Annotated in this window: 17 protein-coding genes; 10 read left to right on the forward strand and 7 right to left on the reverse strand. The window is 70.9% G+C overall.

The annotated features are described in order from the left end of the window. Positions 1-9: 9 nt before the first annotated feature. The 6 genes from ACH492_RS16270 to ACH492_RS16295 all read right to left on the reverse strand — a co-directional run bounded on the left by ACH492_RS16270 (position 10) and on the right by ACH492_RS16295 (position 8,625). Positions 10-1,140 carry an acyl-CoA dehydrogenase family protein gene (locus tag ACH492_RS16270; RefSeq protein WP_398986951.1) on the reverse strand — a complete coding sequence of 377 codons (1,131 nt, stop codon included), beginning with the start codon at positions 1,138-1,140 and terminating at the stop codon, positions 10-12. Beyond that, the gene (locus ACH492_RS16275; RefSeq protein WP_398986953.1) at positions 1,137-3,443 is read right to left on the reverse strand and encodes an acetyl/propionyl/methylcrotonyl-CoA carboxylase subunit alpha; all 2,307 of its coding nucleotides are present in this window, start codon (positions 3,441-3,443) and stop codon (positions 1,137-1,139) included. The genes ACH492_RS16270 and ACH492_RS16275 overlap by 4 nt, the downstream gene beginning before the upstream one ends. Positions 3,444-3,453: 10 nt before the next feature. Then, positions 3,454-5,052, reverse strand: a complete 1,599-nt coding sequence (locus ACH492_RS16280) for an acyl-CoA carboxylase subunit beta (RefSeq protein ID WP_398986955.1) — start codon at positions 5,050-5,052, stop codon at positions 3,454-3,456. Further along, positions 5,049-6,770 (reverse strand): acyclic terpene utilization AtuA family protein, encoded by a 1,722-nt coding sequence (locus ACH492_RS16285; protein WP_398986957.1) that lies wholly within the window; start codon positions 6,768-6,770, stop codon positions 5,049-5,051. Before ACH492_RS16285 ends, ACH492_RS16280 begins: the two co-directional genes overlap by 4 nt. Then, positions 6,767-7,585 carry a TIGR03084 family metal-binding protein gene (locus ACH492_RS16290; RefSeq protein WP_398986959.1) on the reverse strand — a complete coding sequence of 273 codons (819 nt, stop codon included), beginning with the start codon at positions 7,583-7,585 and terminating at the stop codon, positions 6,767-6,769. Before ACH492_RS16290 ends, ACH492_RS16285 begins: the two co-directional genes overlap by 4 nt. A gap of 77 nt (positions 7,586-7,662) precedes the next feature. Further along, entirely contained in the window at positions 7,663-8,625 is a 963-nt protein-coding gene (locus tag ACH492_RS16295) for an EamA family transporter (protein ID WP_398986961.1), read from the reverse strand. 110 nt (positions 8,626-8,735) lie between these two features. Between ACH492_RS16295 and ACH492_RS16300 the strand changes: the two genes are divergently transcribed. The 8 genes from ACH492_RS16300 (at position 8,736) to ACH492_RS16335 (ending at position 12,931) form a co-directional block, all read left to right on the forward strand. After that, positions 8,736-9,596 (forward strand): LysR family transcriptional regulator, encoded by an 861-nt coding sequence (locus ACH492_RS16300; RefSeq protein WP_398986963.1) that lies wholly within the window; start codon positions 8,736-8,738, stop codon positions 9,594-9,596. A 114-nt stretch (positions 9,597-9,710) separates the two neighbouring features. Continuing rightward, on the forward strand, positions 9,711-9,926 hold the full coding sequence (locus ACH492_RS16305; protein ID WP_398986965.1) for a hypothetical protein: 216 nt from the start codon (positions 9,711-9,713) through the stop codon (positions 9,924-9,926). After that, the gene (locus ACH492_RS16310) at positions 9,907-10,440 is read left to right on the forward strand and encodes a DUF6879 family protein (protein WP_398986967.1); all 534 of its coding nucleotides are present in this window, start codon (positions 9,907-9,909) and stop codon (positions 10,438-10,440) included. The genes ACH492_RS16305 and ACH492_RS16310 overlap by 20 nt, the downstream gene beginning before the upstream one ends. Beyond that, the gene (locus tag ACH492_RS16315) at positions 10,424-11,281 is read left to right on the forward strand and encodes a helix-turn-helix domain-containing protein (protein ID WP_398986969.1); all 858 of its coding nucleotides are present in this window, start codon (positions 10,424-10,426) and stop codon (positions 11,279-11,281) included. The genes ACH492_RS16310 and ACH492_RS16315 overlap by 17 nt, the downstream gene beginning before the upstream one ends. Before the next feature lie 38 nt (positions 11,282-11,319). Next, positions 11,320-11,631 (forward strand): hypothetical protein, encoded by a 312-nt coding sequence (locus ACH492_RS16320; RefSeq protein WP_398986971.1) that lies wholly within the window; start codon positions 11,320-11,322, stop codon positions 11,629-11,631. Between the two features lie 81 nt (positions 11,632-11,712). After that, positions 11,713-11,946 carry a DUF397 domain-containing protein gene (locus ACH492_RS16325; RefSeq protein WP_398986973.1) on the forward strand — a complete coding sequence of 78 codons (234 nt, stop codon included), beginning with the start codon at positions 11,713-11,715 and terminating at the stop codon, positions 11,944-11,946. A gap of 74 nt (positions 11,947-12,020) precedes the next feature. After that, a complete protein-coding gene (locus ACH492_RS16330; RefSeq protein ID WP_398986975.1) occupies positions 12,021-12,515 on the forward strand; it encodes a hypothetical protein in 495 nt (164 codons plus the stop codon). After that, positions 12,512-12,931 carry a pyridoxamine 5'-phosphate oxidase family protein gene (locus ACH492_RS16335; protein ID WP_398986977.1) on the forward strand — a complete coding sequence of 140 codons (420 nt, stop codon included), beginning with the start codon at positions 12,512-12,514 and terminating at the stop codon, positions 12,929-12,931. The genes ACH492_RS16330 and ACH492_RS16335 overlap by 4 nt, the downstream gene beginning before the upstream one ends. Positions 12,932-12,936: 5 nt before the next feature. Here the strand turns inward: ACH492_RS16335 and ACH492_RS16340 are convergent, their stop codons facing one another. Then, positions 12,937-15,780 (reverse strand): FAD-binding and (Fe-S)-binding domain-containing protein, encoded by a 2,844-nt coding sequence (locus ACH492_RS16340; RefSeq protein WP_398986979.1) that lies wholly within the window; start codon positions 15,778-15,780, stop codon positions 12,937-12,939. A gap of 218 nt (positions 15,781-15,998) precedes the next feature. On the opposite strand from ACH492_RS16340, the gene ACH492_RS16345 reads away from it, so the two are divergent. Then, complete coding sequence (locus tag ACH492_RS16345; protein WP_398986981.1) at positions 15,999-16,670, forward strand: GTP-binding protein; 672 nt, start codon at positions 15,999-16,001, stop codon at positions 16,668-16,670. 82 nt (positions 16,671-16,752) lie between these two features. Further along, the gene (gene serC, locus ACH492_RS16350) at positions 16,753-17,871 is read left to right on the forward strand and encodes a phosphoserine transaminase (protein ID WP_398986983.1); all 1,119 of its coding nucleotides are present in this window, start codon (positions 16,753-16,755) and stop codon (positions 17,869-17,871) included. The last annotated feature ends 368 nt before the right edge of the window (positions 17,872-18,239 follow it).

Raw genomic sequence — 18,239 nt, forward strand, 5'->3', positions numbered from 1 at the left:
TCGCCTGTGTCAGTACGACTTGGGGAGACCCAGGGACTGGTGGGATACGTAATTGAGGATCATCTCGCGGCTGACCGGCGCGATCCTGGCGACGCGGGCGGCGGTGATGAGCTGGGCGAGGCCGTACTCGCGGGTGAGACCGTTGCCACCGAGGGTGTGGACGGCCTGGTCGACGGCCCTGACACAGGCCTCGCCGGCGGCGTACTTGGCCATGTTGGCGGCCTCGCCTGCGCCGATGTCGTCGCCGGCGTCGTAGAGGGCGGCGGCCTTCTGCATCATCAGGCGGGCGAGTTCGAGCTCGATGTGAGCCTGGGCGAGGGGGTGGGCGATGGCCTGGTGCGCGCCGATGGGGTCCTTCCAGACCTGGCGGGTCCGCGCGTACTCGACAGCTTTCGCCAGCGCGTAACGGCCCATGCCGATGGCAAAGGCGGCGGTCATGATGCGCTCGGGGTTGAGCCCGGCGAAGAGCTGGAGAAGGCCGGCGTCCTCGTCCCCGACGAGAGCGTCATCGGGAAGGCGGACGTCGTCGATCACGAGCTCGAACTGCTTCTCCTGGGCGGCCAGTTCCATGTCGATCTTCGAGCGCTGGAAGCCGTCGGCGTCACGCGGGACGATGAAGAGGCAGGGCTTGAGCTTGCCGGACTTGGCATCCTCCGTCCGTCCGACGATGAGGGTGGCGTCGGCGATGTCGACGCCGGAGATGAAGACCTTGCGCCCGTTGAGTGTCCAGCCGTCGTCGGTCCGGCGGGCGGTCGTGGTGATCCGGTGGGAGTTCGACCCGGCGTCGGGCTCGGTGATGCCGAAGGCCATGGTGAGGCTGCCGTCGGCGAGGCCGGGCAGCCACTGCCGCTTCTGCGCTTCGGTGCCGAAGCGGGCAATGACGGTGCCGCAGATGGCGGGCGAGACGACCATCATGAGGAGGGGGCAGCCGGCCGCCCCCAACTCCTCCAGCACGATGGACAGTTCCTGCATCCCACCGCCTCCGCCGCCGTGCTCCTCGGGAAGGTTCACGCCCAGGTAGCCGAGCTTGGCGGCCTCGGTCCACAGGTCTTCGCGCACGTATCCGCGCCCGTGCCGCTGCCCGAGCGCGGCGACGGCGGCGCGCAGTGCGGTGTGCTCCTGGCTCTCTACGGTGCTCATGCTTCCTGTTCCTCCTGTACGTCTGCGTCCTGTACGACGGCGAGCAGGGCGCCGACCTCGACCTGACGGCCGGGCTCGGCGTGGAGTGCGGTGAGGGTGCCGGAGACGGGCGAGAGGATGCGGTGCTCCATCTTCATGGCCTCCAGCCATACGAGCGGCTGTCCCTGGGTGACCTGGACCCCTTCGGCCAGCCCTTCCCCGACCCGTACGACGGTCCCCGGCATGGGCGCGAGCAGCGACCCGGGCCGGGTCCTTTCCCGGGGTTCGGTGAACCGCGGCCGCACGGGCAGGGCGTACGCGCCGGCGGGGCTGTCGACGTGGACGAACCCGTCGCCGTGATCGGTGACGTCGAAGGGCCGCACGACGCCGTCGATCTCGAGCCGGACGCGGTGGGGGGTGACGTGGACGACGCGCACGCCGGGGTCGTCGACGAGGAGGAAGCCGTCCCGGGTGAAGCGGTACCGGACTTCGTGCGGGCCGTAGGTCTTGACCTGCGGCTGGGAATGGAGGTTCCGCCACCCGCCGACCCGTGACGCGACGGTCCCGGCGGGGGCTTTCCCCACCCGCCCGCTCGTCTCTGCGGGGGGCGATGCCCCCCACGCCCCCGGCGCGAGGCGTCCGGTTGCGTCGGCGAGCGCGGCGGCGATTGCGGCGTACCGCTCTCCGTCACCGGGTGCGGTGAGCGCGTCCAGGTTCCGCTCGTAGAAGCCGGTGTCCAGCTGCGCGCCGGTGAACTCGGGGTGCTCCAGGGACCGTACGAGCAACGCCCGATTGGTGACCGGCCCGTGCACCCGGGCCCGCCGCAACGCGTGGGCGAGCCGCCGCACGGCTTGGTCCCGGGTGGGAGCCCAGGCGATGACCTTGGCGATCATGGGGTCGTAGTGCACGCCGATGGAGTCGCCCGCGGCGTAACCGGTGTCGACGCGCACCCAGGGGGCGGCATGAGCACCCTCCCCGCCCGCGCGCAGCGCAGGGCCCTGCGAGTCACCCGCCTCCCCACCCGCGAAAAGCGCCGGGCCGACGACATCGTCACGGGACACCGGCCCGACGGCCGACGGACCGCCCGGGCCATGGGCCACCAGGCCAAGAGCTCCCGGGCCCCCGCCCGCGCGAAGCGCCGGGCCCTGCGAGTCACCCGCCACACCGCCCGCGCGAAGCGCCGGGCCCTGCGGGCCATCCCACACACCCCCGCCCGCGCGCAGCGCTGGGCGGAGGGGGGCGTGGGGGGTCCCACCCCCCACATTCAGGGGCGGGTGGGTGGGAAAGAACCCCCGCACCTCAAGCGCATGCAGCACCCCCGTCTGCGGCGTCCACCCCTTCGCCGGATCCTCCGCGTACAGCCTCGCCTCCACCGCGTGCCCCCGCCCCACCGGCCGCCCCGGCGGCAACGCGTCGCCCTCCGCCACCCGCAACTGCAGCGCCACCAGGTCGATGCCGAACACCGCCTCCGTGACCGGGTGTTCCACCTGGAGGCGGGTGTTCATCTCGAGGAAGTGGGCCCGGCCCTCCGGGGAGATCAGGAACTCCACCGTTCCCGCGCCCCGGTAGCCCACCGCCCGCGCCGCCGTCACCGCCGACTCGTGCAGCGTCGCGACCAGCGCGTCGGGCAGGCCCGGGGCCGGGGACTCCTCGATCACCTTCTGGTGGCGGCGCTGGAGCGAGCAGTCGCGGGTGCCCAGCGCCCACACCGTGCCGTACGCGTCCGCCAGCACCTGCACTTCCACATGGCGGCCACGCTCGATGTACGGCTCCAGGAAGACCTCACCGTCGCCGAAAGCCGACGCCGCCTCCGACCGGGCCGCCTCCAACTCGCCGGACAGCGACGCCAGTTCGCGAACGACACGCATGCCACGGCCGCCACCCCCCGCCGCCGCCTTCACCAGCAGTGGCAGGTCCGCATCCGTCACCGCCGACGGGTCCAGCGGCGCGCCGCCCATCAGTTGCTTCGCCCGCGTCTTGGACGCCATCGCCTCGATCGCCTCCGGCGGCGGGCCGACCCACACCAGCCCCGCGTCCGTCACCGCCCGCGCGAACTCCGCGTTCTCCGACAGGAAGCCGTACCCCGGATGCACCGCGTCCGCGCCCGCCGCGAGCGCCGCCTTCACGATCAGGTCGCCGCGCAGATACGTGTCCGCCGGCGCCGCCCCCGGCAGCCGTACCGCCGCGTCCGCCTCCCGGACGTGCAGTGCCGACGCGTCCGCGTCGGAGTACACCGCGACCGTCGAGATACCCAGCTCACGGCAGGTACGAAAGACCCGGCACGCGATCTCGCCCCGGTTCGCGACAAGGACAGAAGTGATCATCGTCAAGCCCTCACATCCGGAAGACGCCGAAGCCGCCGCGCGCGCCCTCGACCGGTGCCGTATGGATCGCGGACAGGCACAGCCCCAGCACCGTCCGCGTATCGCGCGGGTCGATGACCCCGTCGTCGTACAGCCGCCCCGAGAGGAACATGGGCAGGGATTCGGACTCGATCTGCTGCTCGACCATGGCGCGCAGCCCCGCGTCCGCCTCATCGTCGTACGGCTGCCCCTTCGCCGCCGCCGAAGCCCGGGCGACGATCGAGAGCACGCCCGCCAGCTGCTGCGGGCCCATCACCGCCGACTTCGCGCTCGGCCACGCGAAGAGGAACCTCGGGTCGTACGCCCGACCGCACATCCCGTAGTGCCCCGCTCCGTACGACGCCCCCATCAGCACCGACAGATGCGGGACCTTCGAGTTCGACACCGCGTTAATCATCATCGCGCCGTGCTTGATGATGCCGCCCTGCTCGTACTCCTTGCCGACCATGTAGCCGGTGGTGTTGTGCAGGAAGACCAGCGGCACATCCCGCTGATTGGCGAGCTGGATGAACTGCGCCGCCTTCTGGGACTCCTCGCTGAACAGCACGCCCTGCGCGTTGGCCAGCACCCCCACCGGGTAGCCGTGCAGCCGCGCCCACCCGGTCACCAGGCTCGGCCCGTAAAGCGGCTTGAACTCGTCGAAGTCCGAGCCGTCGACGATCCGCGCCACGACCTCGCGCGGGTCGAAGGGGGTGCGCAGATCCTCGGGCACGATCCCGAGGAGTTCTTCCTCGTCGTACTTGGGCGGCTCACCGGGCGATGGATCGGCGTGCGCCTTGCGCCAGTTGAGGCGCGCGACCACCCGCCGCGCCTGCCGCAGCGCGTCCGCCTCGTCGAGAGCGAAGTAGTCGGCGAGGCCCGACGTACGCGCGTGCATCTCCGCGCCGCCGAGCGACTCGTCGTCGCTCTCCTCACCCGTCGCCATCTTCACCAGCGGCGGTCCGCCGAGGAAAACCTTCGACCGTTCCTTGATCATGATGGTGTGGTCGGACATCCCGGGTACGTATGCCCCACCCGCCGTCGAGTTCCCGAAGACGACCGCGATCGTCGGAATCCCGGCCGCCGACAACCGGGTGAGGTCCCGGAAGAGCGCCCCGCCGGGGATGAAGATCTCCTTCTGGGACGGCAGATCCGCGCCGCCGGACTCGACAAGTGAGATGCAGGGCAGCCGGTTGGCGTACGCGATCTCATTGGCGCGCAGGGCCTTCTTCAGCGTCCAGGGGTTGGACGCACCGCCCCGCACGGTCGGATCGTTGGCCGTGATCAGGCACTCGACGCCCTCCACTACGCCGATGCCGGTGACCATCGACGCGCCGATCGGATAGTCGCTGCCCCACGCGGCGAGCGGGGACAGCTCCAGAAAGGGCGTGTCGGGGTCGAGCAGCAGCTCGACCCGCTCCCGGGCGAGCAGCTTTCCGCGCCCCCGGTGCCGCGCGACGTATTTCTCGCCGCCGCCCGCGAGCGCCTTGGCGTGCCCGGCGTCCAGCTCGGCGAGCCTGCCGAGCATGGCATCGCGACGAGCGGCGAATTCGGGACCGGCGGGGTCGACGGCCGAGGCGAACACGGTCACAGCAGAACCTCCGGAATGTCGACGTAGCGCGAACGGAGCCACTCGCCGAGCGCCTTGGCCTGCGGGTCGAACCGGGCCTGCGCGGCGACACCTTCGCCGAGGATGCCTTCGACGACGAAGTTCAGGGCGCGCAGATTCGGCAGGACATGGCGTGTGACTCTCAGCCCGGCAGTCTCCGGGAGCAGCGCGCGGAAGCGGTCCACGGACAGCTCGTGGGCGAGCCAGCGCCAGGCGTCCTCGGAACGCGCCCACACCCCGACGTTGGCGTCACCGCCCTTGTCGCCGCTGCGGGCGCCGGCGACCAGACCGAGGGGCGCGGCGCGACGAGGCCCGTCCGGCAGCGCATCCGGCAGCCCGGACCCGCTGTCGACCGGTTCGACTTCCTTCGTACGTACGGAAGTCGGCACCGCGATCTTCCCCCAGCCTTCGGCCGGGGGGACCCCCATCTCCCTTCGCTCGCCGTCGGGCAGTACGGCCGTGTGTGGAACCTCGGCCGCGTCGACGTGCTCGGCCTCGAAGATCCCGTACGGCGCGCCCTTGCCCGGCGGAGCCGTCACATGGAAGCCCGGGTAGCTCCCGAGCGCCAGCTCGATCGCCGCGCCGCTCACCGCACGCCCGACCCTGTCCGGGTCGCTGTCGCGCACGACGAGGCGCAGATACGCGCTCGCCTGCTCCTCGGTGTCGCCGTCGGGCCGCTCGGTGCGTGCCAGTTCCCACCGCACGTCGGCCGGACGGCGCTTGCCGAGGGTGTCCTCCAACTGGTCCCGCACCAGGCGCGCCTTGGCCTCGATGTCGAGTCCGGTCAGCACGAACACGACCTCGTTGCGCCAGCCGCCGATCCGGTTGAGGCCGACTTTCAGGGTGGGCGGCGGGGCTTCACCGCGTACGCCGGAGATCCGCACCCGGTCGTGGCCGTCCTGCGCCAGCCGTACGGTGTCGAGGCGCGCGGTGACGTCGGGTCCCGCGTACCGCGCGCCCCCGGTCTCGTACAGCAGCTGTGCGGTGACCGTGCCGACGTCGACCAGGCCGCCGGTGCCGTCGTGCTTGGTGATGACGGACGTGCCGTCGGCGTGGATCTCGGCGAGGGGGAAACCGGGACGGCGTACGTCGTGCCCACTGAAGAACGCGTAGTTGCCGCCGGTGGCCTGCGTGCCGCACTCCAGCACGTGCCCGGCGACGACCGCGCCGGCGAGCGCGTCATAGTCCTCGGGGCTCCACCCGAAGTGCGCGGCCGCGGGGCCGGTGACCAGGGCCGCGTCGGTGACCCGGCCGGTGACGACGACATCGGCGCCGGCGCGCAGGCACTCGGCGATGCCGGCGCCGCCGAGGTAGGCGTTGGCGGTGAGGGCGTCCGGGAAGCGGGCGGCGAGGTCGTCGCCCTCGACGTGGGCGACCTTGACGGGTACGCCGACGCGGTCGGCGAGGGCGCGGACGGCGTAGGCGAGGCCCGCCGGGTTGAGCCCGCCGGCGTTGGTGACGATCTTCACGCCGCGTTCGTGGGCGAGCCCGAGGGAGTCCTCCAGCTGCCGCAGGAAGGTCTTGGCGTAGCCGAGGCGGGGGTCCTTCTGCCGGTCGCGGCCGAGGATGAGCATGGTCAGTTCGGCGAGATAGTCCCCGGTCAGAACATCCAGCGGCCCGCCGGTGAGCATTTCCCTGACGGCGTCGAAGCGGTCGCCGTAGAAGCCGGACGCGTTGCCGATACGCAGCGGCTCTTTCACGAGCGGGCTCCCTTCGGCGCGCGCCCGGGTCCCGCGGGGCCCGCGAAGGCCTGCGCGATGTCCAGCCACCGGTCGGCGTCCTCCCCCTCGGCCCGTAGGGCGAGGTCGGCGCGGTGCGCCCGCTGGGTCACCAGCAGGCAGAAGTCCAGAGCGGGTCCGGTGACCTTCCCCTGGCCTTCGGCATGGGGGACCCCAGCGGCGTCCTCGGGTCCGTACGCCCACAGATCGCCGTCCGGCGCGGTCAGTTCGACCCGGAAGGGCGCGGCGGGCGGCGTCAGTCCTCGTACTCCGAAGGCGTAGTCCCGCGCCCGGACGCCGATGTACGCGACGTGCCGCAGCCGCGCGGTCGGTTCGCGTACGACGCCGAGCGCGTCCGCGATGTCCTGCCCGTGCGCCCAGGTCTCCATCAGCCGCCCGGTCGCCATGGACGCGGCGCTCATCGGAGGCCCGTACCAGGGGAAACGGGCCCCGGCCGGGGCGGCACGCAGGGCCAGCTGGAGGCGCTCGCGGCCGTCGCGCCAGCGGGCGAGAAGCCGGTCGGGCGGCAGCGCGGCCCCTTCGTCCGCGCCGTCGTCGACGAAGGAGTCGGGCGCGGCGAGGGCCGTTTCCACCTGGGCGGCGAAGGCGCCGGGGTCGGTGACGGCCAGGAGGGCGGCGGAGTCGGTCCACGTGAGGTGGGCGATCTGGTGCGCGATGCTCCAGCGCTCGGCGGGAGTGGGGCGTGCCCATGCCGTCGGCGCCAACTCGCTCACCAGTCGGTCGAGTTGGTCGCTCTCGCTGAGCAGGTCGTCGAGTACGACGGTGGGGTCGGACACGGTGCGCTCCCTCAGGACACGACGTTGTGTGTCCTGGAGCATGGCAGCGCTCCGGAAAACAAGCAAGCATGCTTGCTTTAGCTCTGGAGCCTTTCCGGCGAATTTCTGGCCACCTGGGTCCGTACCGCACCCATGCTCGCCGCGATGACCAGCGTGATCGCCAACGCGTCCGGCACGGAAAGGGCTTGATGCAGTACGAGGAACCCGGCCGTCGCCGCGATCGCCGGCTCCAGGCTCATCAGCACCGCGAAGGTCGGGGCGGGCAGCCGGCGCAGCGCGAGCAGCTCCAGGGTGTACGGGAGGACGGACGACATCAGCGCGACGGCGAGGCCGAGCCCGAGGGTGGAGGGCACGATCAGCTTCGACCCGGCCTCGGCGATCCCGAGCGGCAGGCTCAGCACGGCCCCGACACCCATGGCCAGCGCGAGCCCGTCGGCCTGCGGGAACCGCCGCCCGGTGCGGGCGCTGAAGACGATGTACGCGGCCCACATCGCGCCCGCGGAGAGAGCGAAGAGAGCGCCCACGGGGTCGAGCCGGTCGAAGCCGCCGCCGCTGAGCAGGACCACGCCGACGAGCGCGAGGCCCGCCCAGACGAGGTTGATCAGCCGCCGGGACACGATGACCGAGAGCGCGAGCGGCCCGAGGACCTCGAGGGTGACGGCGACGCCGAGCGGGATGCGGTCGACGGCCTGGTAGAAGAGGACGTTCATGGCGGCCATGACGGCGCCGAAGGCGACGACGGTGCTCCAGTCGGCGCGCGAGTGCCCGCGGAGTTTGGGCCGGCAGACGACGAGCAGGACGAGCGCGGCGAGGGCGAGCCGGAGGGTGACGACGCCGAGGGCTCCGGCGCGCGGCATGAGCAGTACGGCGACGGCCGCGCCGAACTGGACGGAGAGCGCACCGGCGACGACGAGCGCGACGGGCCCGAGGCTGCCGCGGGAGCCGGGTGTACGGGCGGCACTCTCCAGAGCGACGGCACCCTCCAGGGCGACGGCGGCTTCCGGCTCGTTGGCGACGACGGTCTTGCGAGCCTCGTCCACCGGAAACCTCCCTCGATGCCTCTCGGCGCCTTTCGGCCGACGCCCTCCACGCTACGGGTCTTCGCGCACTGCCTGAAATGCCGACTGTGCTGTCGTTATGCTCCACGTGCATGAGCATCGAGATACGCCATCTCCGCTGCTTCCTGGCCATCGCGGAGGAGTCCAGCGTGACCAGGGCGGCTGCCCGGCTGCATCTCACCCAGCCTGCGGTCTCCCGGTCGCTGGCCGCGCTGGAAAAACACCTCGGCACCCGGCTGGTGGACCGCTCCACCCATCATCTCGCCCTCACCGCAGAGGGCCTGGCCTTCCGCGACAGGGCGGCGGCAGCGGTCGCCGCGTTCGACGAGGCCCTGGACGCGGGCCGACTGCGCCGCCGGCCGCTGCGGCTCGGCCACGCCTGGTCCGCGCTCGGTCCGTACACAACCCCGCTGCTGCGCCGCTGGCAGCAGGAGCACCCGGACACCCCGCTGGAACTCCTCCGCATCGACGACCGCACGGCAGGCCTCGCCCGCGGCGAGGTCGACGCGGCGGTCCTGCGCGGCCCGGTGGACACCCCCGGCCTCATCACCGAGCTCCTCTTCACGGAACCCCGGGTGGCGGCGGTGACGTCGGACGGCCCCCTGGCGGCGCGCGCCTCTTTGGCACTCGCGGACCTGGCGGCGGGACCGGTGATCCTGAACACGGTCTCGGGCCTGACGACGCTGGACCTCTGGCCACCGGCGTCCCGCCCCACGAGGGTGCTCACGGTGGCGAACACGGACGACTGGCTGACGGCGATCGCGGCGGGCCGGGGCGCGGGCGCGTCGGTGGCCTCCACGGCGGAGATGCACCCGCACCCGGGCGTCACGTACCGCCCCCTGTCGGACGCGCCACCGGCGCCGGTGCTGCTGGCGTGGCGCGAGTCGGCGGGGGATCCGGCGATCCCTCAACTGGCGGCGCTGGCACGGGAGGTGGCCGGGCCGAGCGAATGACACCGGGCCGGTGGGCCACGTATCTATGCGAGAACGCGACTGAAGGGCTGACCACCCTTGCCACGGGCAATCACTCTCCGTAGCTTGCTAACGACCGCTCAGGGAAGGGATCGCATGGAATTAACCATGATCGCCGGCGGACCGTGCAGTACGGGTGACGACGACAAGTGCAACGCCGGTGACTGCCCCACGGTCTTCGCCACTGACCAGCCGGACATGCTCGCGGTACAGGGCTACAACGTGGCCCGCCGCACGCCCGATGGCGAGTCTGTTGTTCTACTCCCCGAGGAAGTACTGAAGGAGGCCGCACGTGCCCGTGGATGGCTCTAGCCCTGTACTGCTGGACGGCGACGACTGGAAGGCGCATTTTCGGAACTTCAAGCGTTCGGCATTCCGGCTTGAAGTGCACCAGGTGTACACGATGCCGAACGAGGCCGAGACGCTCAGCGGCTTCCTCGCCGGTGACCCCATCCCGGAAGGCTTCAATGCCGCCTGGCACCAGACGATCCGGGGGCACGTGGCAGCGGGCCGGACCATGACCCGCGCCAAGCTGGTTCGCAGGCCATTGACGGACTACAGCCGCTATCTGTTCGAGTGGGGCATCTCGGGAAACGTCGCGGCCGGGGAAGACTACCGGATCGTGGACGTGACGGAACGGGAAGTCGACCTGCCGAATCAGGACTTCTGGATGTTCGACGAGACGACCGTGGTTCACCTGAACTACCGGCCGGACGGGACACAGATCAACCGGGAGTTGATCGAATCCCCTGACATCAACCGGTATCTCGCATGGCGCGACCTGGCCCTAGAGAGTTCCATTCCCTTCAGTGACTATCGAACCTGATCACCAAGCAAGAGAGCGGAAAGACTTGGCGGGGGCCCTGAAGGGTCTCCGCCTTGCCGCTGGGCTGAGCGGTGAGCGCCTGGCAGTTCGCTGCAGCATGAGCCAGACGAAGATCAGCCGCATCGAGACCGGCCGCACCCTGCCAAGCGTGATCGACGTCGAGCGGATTCTGGCGGCTCTTGAAACACCTCAGGAAGTAACGCGAGAGCTGCTGGTGCTGGCCCGCAGGGCGAACGTTGACTACGCGTCCTGGCGGGCCTACGCGCGTGTCGGCCTGTACCACAAGCAGGCTGAGCTACGAGCCCTGGAGCAGTCATCCCGGGTGATGCGCCATTTCCTGCCGGCTGCCCCAACTGGCCTGCTACATATCCGCGATTATGCCGAACAGACTCTCTCTCCGACAGTTGCCAGCGAGCCGTCCAGGGATGTCAGCCGGGCCGTTGAGGCGCGCATAGAGCGTCAAGCCGTCCTGGATGACGCTTCTCGCAGTTTCACATTCCTGCTGACCGAGCAGGCCGTCAGGTGGCGGAGGGCAAGCTCACAGGTAATGGCGGCCCAGTGCGCACACATGGCCGACGTTTCCCTGAAACCGAACGTAGAGATCGCGATCATTTCGCAGGCTGCACAGGTCCCGGCGATCCCGTTGAACATCTTTGTGATCTACGACGACCATCTGGTGACCGTCGAGCTGTTCTCCGGAGAAGTGGTGCTGCGTGACCCCCGGGACATATCTCAACACCTGGATCTGTTCGATCTGTTCCTCAGCCATGCTCTGACGGGGTCGGCGGCGACGGCATTCCTAAGATTTGCCGCCGACGACTTCATGCAACAACGTAACTGAGACCACCACGCAGCGAGTATCGGTACAACAATGGCTTCATGCCGACCGACCAGACGAATCCCCGTGCGCAGCCCAACGCCAAGGGCTGGCGAATGGACCCCATTCCAAGTCGTCCCGCTTACAAAGACGAAGACGGGAACGTCCGCATTCCCATCTGGCTGACGAAGAACGGTCGGCACACGGCGGACACGGAAATGGTCCTGCTTCCCTCGGAAGCCGAATTGCTGAACGAGCGGCTGACCGACGCCATCGGAGGCTCGCCGTCGAGCGTGCAGGCGCTGCTCCATGCCCCTGTCATTGCCCGCGGCCCAGGCGTCACCGTCGTGTCCAAGCACCCCCACTCCGCCTGAGGCGGGGCCCATGACTTCCGCCCGGCACGGGCGGGGGACGGCCACGCCCTGTGGTCGCCAGACGATCAGGAAGGCAGACCCATGCAGAACGGAACCGACCTCTACGCACTCGCCATCGACGGCACCGCATTCACCAAGGCGTGCGGCGGCAACACCCACCCCGACGGCGAGTCCTGCGTGACCCTCGCCCGCATCGGCGAGGACGCCTGGGCTCTGGGTGACAGCAAGCAACCGGGCATGGAGCCGCTCCGGTTCACCACGGCCGAGCTGGACGCGGCCGGGATCGACCCCGAGCGGTTCGGTCTCTCCGCCTAGCAGGCCGACCCAGTCGGCCCCGGCCCCCTTCCCCCAGGGGCCGGGGCCTCCAACCACGTTGAACAGGGCGGCAGTTGCACCATCACGGCTATCTGTGGACCGGCCCGAAACAGCGGTTCGACCAGGAAGGCCTGCGCCGTCCCCCACACCCCGAACCGCCCCCCGCCGGCAGCAAACCCGAGCTGATCCAGCGGTATCGCGACGTCATCGCGGAGTTCCCCGTCTCCGATCTGCCACCGCTCGAGACCGCTCACTGGCTCATGAAGCCTGGAGCCCTGGTCCAAGGAACATGGGAGGAGCCGAAGGAGGCTGCGGCCTGGCTCGGCGAGCAACTGGCCGAGTACGCGCCCCGCTTCGGCTCCGACTCGGACCGGGACAGCGCTCGCCTGGCCGCGCTCGTCAACTCCACCGCCGGGACACTCTGCTGGGGTGGCGACGTATCCCTCGGCTTCTATCTCGAACGCCCGGCGTTCCTCTCCCTCGCCCTGGTGACGTGCTCACCGAACCGCACCGCGACCGATCCGGGCTGCCCGCTGCGTCGTCCCGCCCGTGGTAGAGAGGGCCCATGAAGCGCGACGAGCTGATGTGGTTCCTTCGCCGGTACAAGCTCGCCGTCCAGGCGTCCGTCGCCCCGGACGGAGCACCCCAGGCCGCCGTCGTCGGATACGCGGTCAGCGACGACCTCGAGATCGTGTTCGACACCGTCGAGACCACGCGCAAGTGCCTCAACCTGCACGCCGACCCCCGCATCGCGCTCGTGATCGGCTGGGACGACGCGATCACCGCGCAGATCGAGGGCGTCGCGGACTTCCCCACCGGCTCCGAGCTCGAGCGCATTCAGGCGTGCTATTTCACCGCTTACCCGGACGGCCGGGACCGGCTCGCCTGGCCGGGCATCACGCATGTGCGGGTCCGGCCGACCTGGGTGCGCTACAGCGACTTCACGCAGGACCCGCCGCTGATCGAAGAGTTCAGAATCGGCTGACTCTCTCACCCCTCCACCCCCTCCGCCAGCACCTCCGCCAGGTGCCTCGCCCGCCTCCCCTCCAGTTGCTCCAGCTGCGTACGGCACGAGAACCCGTCCGCCAGCAGCTCCACCCCCTCCCCCGCCGCCCGCACCGCCGGCAGCAGCTGGTCCTCCGCGCACGCCACCGACACCCCGTAGTGACCCTTCTCGAAGCCGAAGTTCCCCGCCAGGCCGCAGCAGCCCCCGCTCAACTCCCCTACCAGCCCGGTCCGTTCACGCAGACGGCGCTCCGCCGCGTCCCCCAGCACCGCATGCTGGTGGCAGTGCGTCTGGCCGGCCACCTGCCGGTCCAGGCGCGGCGGGGCCCAGTCCGGTGCGCACTCCTCCAGCGCCTGGGCGAAGGTCCGGACCGATGCCGCCAAGCGCGCCGCCCGGGGGTCCTCTGCCAGCAGTTCCGGCAGGTCCGTCTTGAGCGCGGCCGCGCAGCTCGGCTCCAGGACCACCACCGGGACGGCCAGGTCCAGCAGCGGCTCCACCGTGTCCAGCGTCCGGCGCATCACGGCACGCGCGCGGTCGAGCTGGCCCGTCGAAACGTACGTCAGACCGCAGCAGACCCGGGCCGGTGGCAGCACGATGCCGATGCCCGCCGTCTCCATGACCTTCACCGCCGCCCGGCCGACGGACGGGGACAGGTGGTCGGTGAAGGTGTCCGGCCACAGCACCGCCGTGCGGTTCTTCGCCAGGACCTCCGTCCGGTCACCCATGTGCTCCCGCAGCCAGCGCCGGAAGGTCACCGGTGCGAGCGTGGGAAGTGAACGCTCCGGGGCGATTCCGCCCAAACGCTTCGCGAGCGCCGCCAGCGGGCGGATCCGGGCCGCCGCGTTGGCCATCCGGGCAAAGGGAGCAGCCGCCCGCAGCCAGACGGGCAGGAGGCCCATCGCATAGTGCGACGCGGGCCGCACCCGGCCCGCGTAGTGGTGGTGCAGGAACTCCGCCTTGTACGTGGCCATGTCGACGCCCACCGGACAGTCGCTGCGGCACCCCTTGCAGGACAGGCACAGGTCGAGCGCGTCCAGCACCTCCGTCGAGTGCCAGCCGTCGCGTACGACCTCGCCCGCCAGCATCTCGTGCAGCAGCCGTGCCCGCCCGCGCGTGGAGTGCTGCTCCTCGCCCGTCGCCCGGAAGGACGGGCACATCACACCGCCGCCAGAACCCGCTTCAGTCGTACGGCATTTGGCCACGCCGACACACCTGCGTACCGCCGTCGCGAAGTCCCCGCCGTCGTGCGGATAGCCGAACGCCACCTCCACCGGCTCCTTCGGCAGGACGGAGAAGCGGAGATTGGAGTCGAGCCGGTCGGGGCGGGCGAGTATCCCCGGGTTCATGCCGCCCGCCGGGTCCCACACGTCCTTGAACCGGCCGAAGAGGGCGACCAGTTCGTCGCCGTACATCTTCGGCAGCAGCTCCGCGCGCGCCTGCCCGTCGCCGTGCTCGCCCGACAGCGAGCCGCCGTGCGCGACGACGAGTTCCGCGACCTCGACCGAGAACGTCCGGAAGCGGGCCACGCCCTCCTCGCTCATCAGGTCGAAATCGATACGGACATGGATGCAGCCGTCCCCGAAGTGTCCGTACGGCGTGCCGGTCAGACCGTGCTCGGCGAGCAACGCCCGGAAGTCGCGCAGATACGCCCCCAGCCGGGCCGGCGGCACCGCGCAGTCCTCCCACCCCGGCCACGCCTCGCCGCCTTCGGCGGTCCGCGTCGCCGTCCCCGCCGCGTCCTCCCGTACCCGCCACAGCGCCCGCATGGCCGCCGGGTCGTCCACCACCGTGCCGTCCAGCGCGTCCGCCGCCCTGACGATGGCGGCCGCGGCGGCCCGCGCCTCGGCCGCCGTGTCGCCGCCCGTCTCCACGAACAGCCAGGCCCCGCCGCGCGGCAGCCCACGCGCGTCCGGCACCAGGTCCTCGGCCATGCCCTCGACGGTCAGCGGCCGGTGCGCCAGCAGCCCGGGCGCCGCGTCGGCCGCCGCGCTCTCGTCGGGGTAACCGACGACGGCGAGCGCCCGCGCACGGGGCGCGTCGACCAGGCGTACGGCCGCTTCCGTCACCACCCCCAGCGTGCCCTCACTGCCGCAGAACGCCCGCGCCAGGTCGACGCCCCTCTCGGGCAGCAGGGCGTCCAGCGCGTAACCGGAGATACGGCGCGGCAGCCCGTCCGGAAACCCTGTCCGCAGCAGCGCCAGATTCCGGCCGACGAGCTCCCGCAGGCCGGTCGGCGCACCGCCCTCCCAGCCCTGGCCGAGGCGGATTTCGTCCCCGCCGTACGTCACGACCGACAGGCCGCGGACGTTGTCGGCGGTCGTCCCCCACGCCACCGAGTGCGCACCGCAGGAGTTGTTGCCGATCATCCCGCCGAGCGTGCAGCGGTTGTGTGTGGACGGATCGGGCCCGAACGTCAGCCCGTCGGGCCGTACGGCGTCGCGCAGCGTGTCCAGTACGACGCCAGGCTGCACCACCGCCGTACGAGCGTCCGTGTCCAGCTCCACCAGCGCGTTCATATGGCGGGTGAAGTCCAGCACCACACCGATGCCGGTGGCCTGCCCGGCGATCGACGTACCGCCGCCGCGCGGCACCACCGGCACCCCGTGCCGCCTGCACGCCTCCAGGGCGGCGGCCACATCCTCCGCGTCGCGCGGCGTCACGACGCCGACCGGGACGCGCCGGTAGTTGGACGCGTCCATGGTCATCAGGGCCCGGGCGGCCGCGGTGAAGTCCACCTCGCCGCGCACCGCCTTCGTGAGTTCCCGCGCCAGCTCGCCCGTCTCGCCCCGGCTCGCCCCGCCTCGCCCCGCCTGTCGCTGTTCAGCCATGTGTCTCAATATGCCCCTGTCACTCACATCACACCGGCAGGAAACGTGCCGCTTGCGCCCGTTGCGCCGCAGCGCCCGCGGAAATGCCCACAAGAACTCCCCAATTGTGATCGCCAACTCTCCTATAGTGACGACCACTTGATCAGGAACAAACGGCTCCAGTTACGCCCTCGCCACCCCGGAAGGCAACACTCGATGACCGGCACTGCCCAGAACCCATGACCCGCGTCACGCGGACGGTCCCCCCGGCGCAGCCCCACCCCGCGCTCCCCGGGACGACCCTCGACGCCCTGAAGATCGTCGTCGTGGGCGGCTTCGGAGTCGGCAAGACGACGATGGTCCGCTCCGTCAGCGAGATCCGCCCGCTGCACACGGAGGAGGTGGTGAGCAGCGCGGGCCGCACGCTCGACGGCACCAGCCGCGTACGTGCCAAGGGCTCCACCACCGTCGCCTTCGACTTCGGCCGGATCACGATCGACGAGCGCAGCGTCCTGTACCTGTTCGGCGCCCCCGGCCAGGAACGTTTCTGGTTCCTGTGGGACCGCATCTTCGCCGGCACGCTCGGCGCGGTCGTCCTGGTCGACACCCGCTCGCTCCCCGACGCCTGGTACGCGCTCGACCGCCTGGAACACCACGGCATGCCCTTCATCGTCGCCGTCAACGACTTCGGCGGCCCGCTGCACAGCGGGGAGCAGATCCGCGAGGCGCTGGCGCTGGGGCCGGAGGTGCCGCTGGTGGAGTTCGACGCCCGCGATCACTCCTCCAGCAAGTTCGTACTGATCGCGCTGGTCGAGTATGTGCACGCGCTGTCGCTGGGCAAGGAAGACCGCGAGGAAGACCGCGAGGAGGGCCGTAAGGAGGACCACGGTCAGGACCACACGGGCGACTGACGCGCAGGTCAGGACCCGGAGTGCCGTCTCATCGGCCGGACCGCGTATCCGCCGCGTCCCTCGACCGGATACGCTCCGGAACGTGGCTGAGATCCAGATTCCCGCTGACATCAAGCCCGCCGACGGCCGTTTCGGCGCGGGCCCCTCCAAGGTGCGTACGGAGGCGCTGGACGCCCTGGCCGCGACCGGCACATCCCTCCTCGGCACGTCCCACCGCCAGGCCCCGGTCAAGAACCTGGTCGGCGCGGTGCGCGACGGCGTACGCGACCTCTTCCAGCTCCCCGAGGGCTACGAGGTGATCCTGGGCAACGGCGGCTCCACCGCCTTCTGGGACATCGCGACGCACGGCCTGATCGACAACAAGTCCCAGCACCTGTCCTTCGGCGAGTTCTCGTCCAAGTTCGCGAAGGCGTCGAAGCTCGCGCCGTGGCTGGCCGAGCCGACGGTCATCGCCTCGGACCCGGGCACGCACCCGGACCCCGAGGCCGAGGCGGGTATCGACGTCTACGCCTTCACCCACAACGAGACCTCCACGGGCGTCGCGGCCCCGATCAAGCGGGTCGCGGGCGCGGACGAGGGCGCGCTGGTCCTGGTCGACGCCACGTCGGGCGCGGGCGGGCTGCCGGTCGACATCGCCGAGACGGACGTCTACTACTTCGCCCCGCAGAAGTCCTTCGCCTCGGACGGCGGCCTGTGGATCGGCGTCTTCTCGCCGGCCGCGCTGGAGCGCGCCGCGCGTATCCACGGCTCGGGCCGCCACGTACCGGAGTTCTTCTCGCTGCCGACGGCGATCGACAACTCGCTCAAGAACCAGACGTACAACACTCCGGCGCTGGCCACGCTCTTCCTCCTGAACGAGCAGCTGACCTGGCTGAACACCCAAGGCGGCCTGGACTGGTCGGTCCGCCGCACGGCGACGTCGTCGCGGAACCTGTACGGATGGGCCGAGGCGTCCAAGTACGCGACGCCGTTCGTGGTGGACCCGGCGAAGCGCTCGCAGGTCATCGGCACGATCGACTTCGCGGACGAGATCGACGCGGCGGCGGTGGCGAAGGTGCTGCGCGCGAACGGCATCGTCGACACGGAGCCGTACCGCAAGCTGGGCCGTAACCAGCTGCGGGTGGCGATGTTCCCGGCGATCGACCCGGCGGACGTGCAGGCGCTGACGGCGTGCATCGACTACGTGATCGAGAAGCTCTGAGGGCTTGAGCCCACGAGCGAGGGGTCCGGCGGCATGACGCTGCCGGGCCCCCTCGCCGCGTACGGGGACGTGCTGGGCGGGATGGAGCACCGGCGCGAGCCGGGACAGCAAGCCTGCGCTGCCGGCCACGGTCAGGTACGTCCAGGAGGACTTCGTCTGCGGCGTACTGCGTAGGCCGACGGGGCCGACGATCAAGGCGCGGGTGCGGCTGCTCGACCAGGACAGCGAGGAGTACCGGCACGCGGCGAAGCTGCTGTCGCGGAAGTACCCGTTCATGCATGGGGCGCTGGTCCCGTTCGCGCACAAGGTGAGGCGGGACAGGACGCTGCAGTACGAAGTGCGGCCGGTGTGGCCGACCGCGTCGCCCG

This window comes from Streptomyces sp. NPDC019443, assembly GCF_044389785.1.
Taxonomy (GTDB): domain Bacteria; phylum Actinomycetota; class Actinomycetes; order Streptomycetales; family Streptomycetaceae; genus Streptomyces.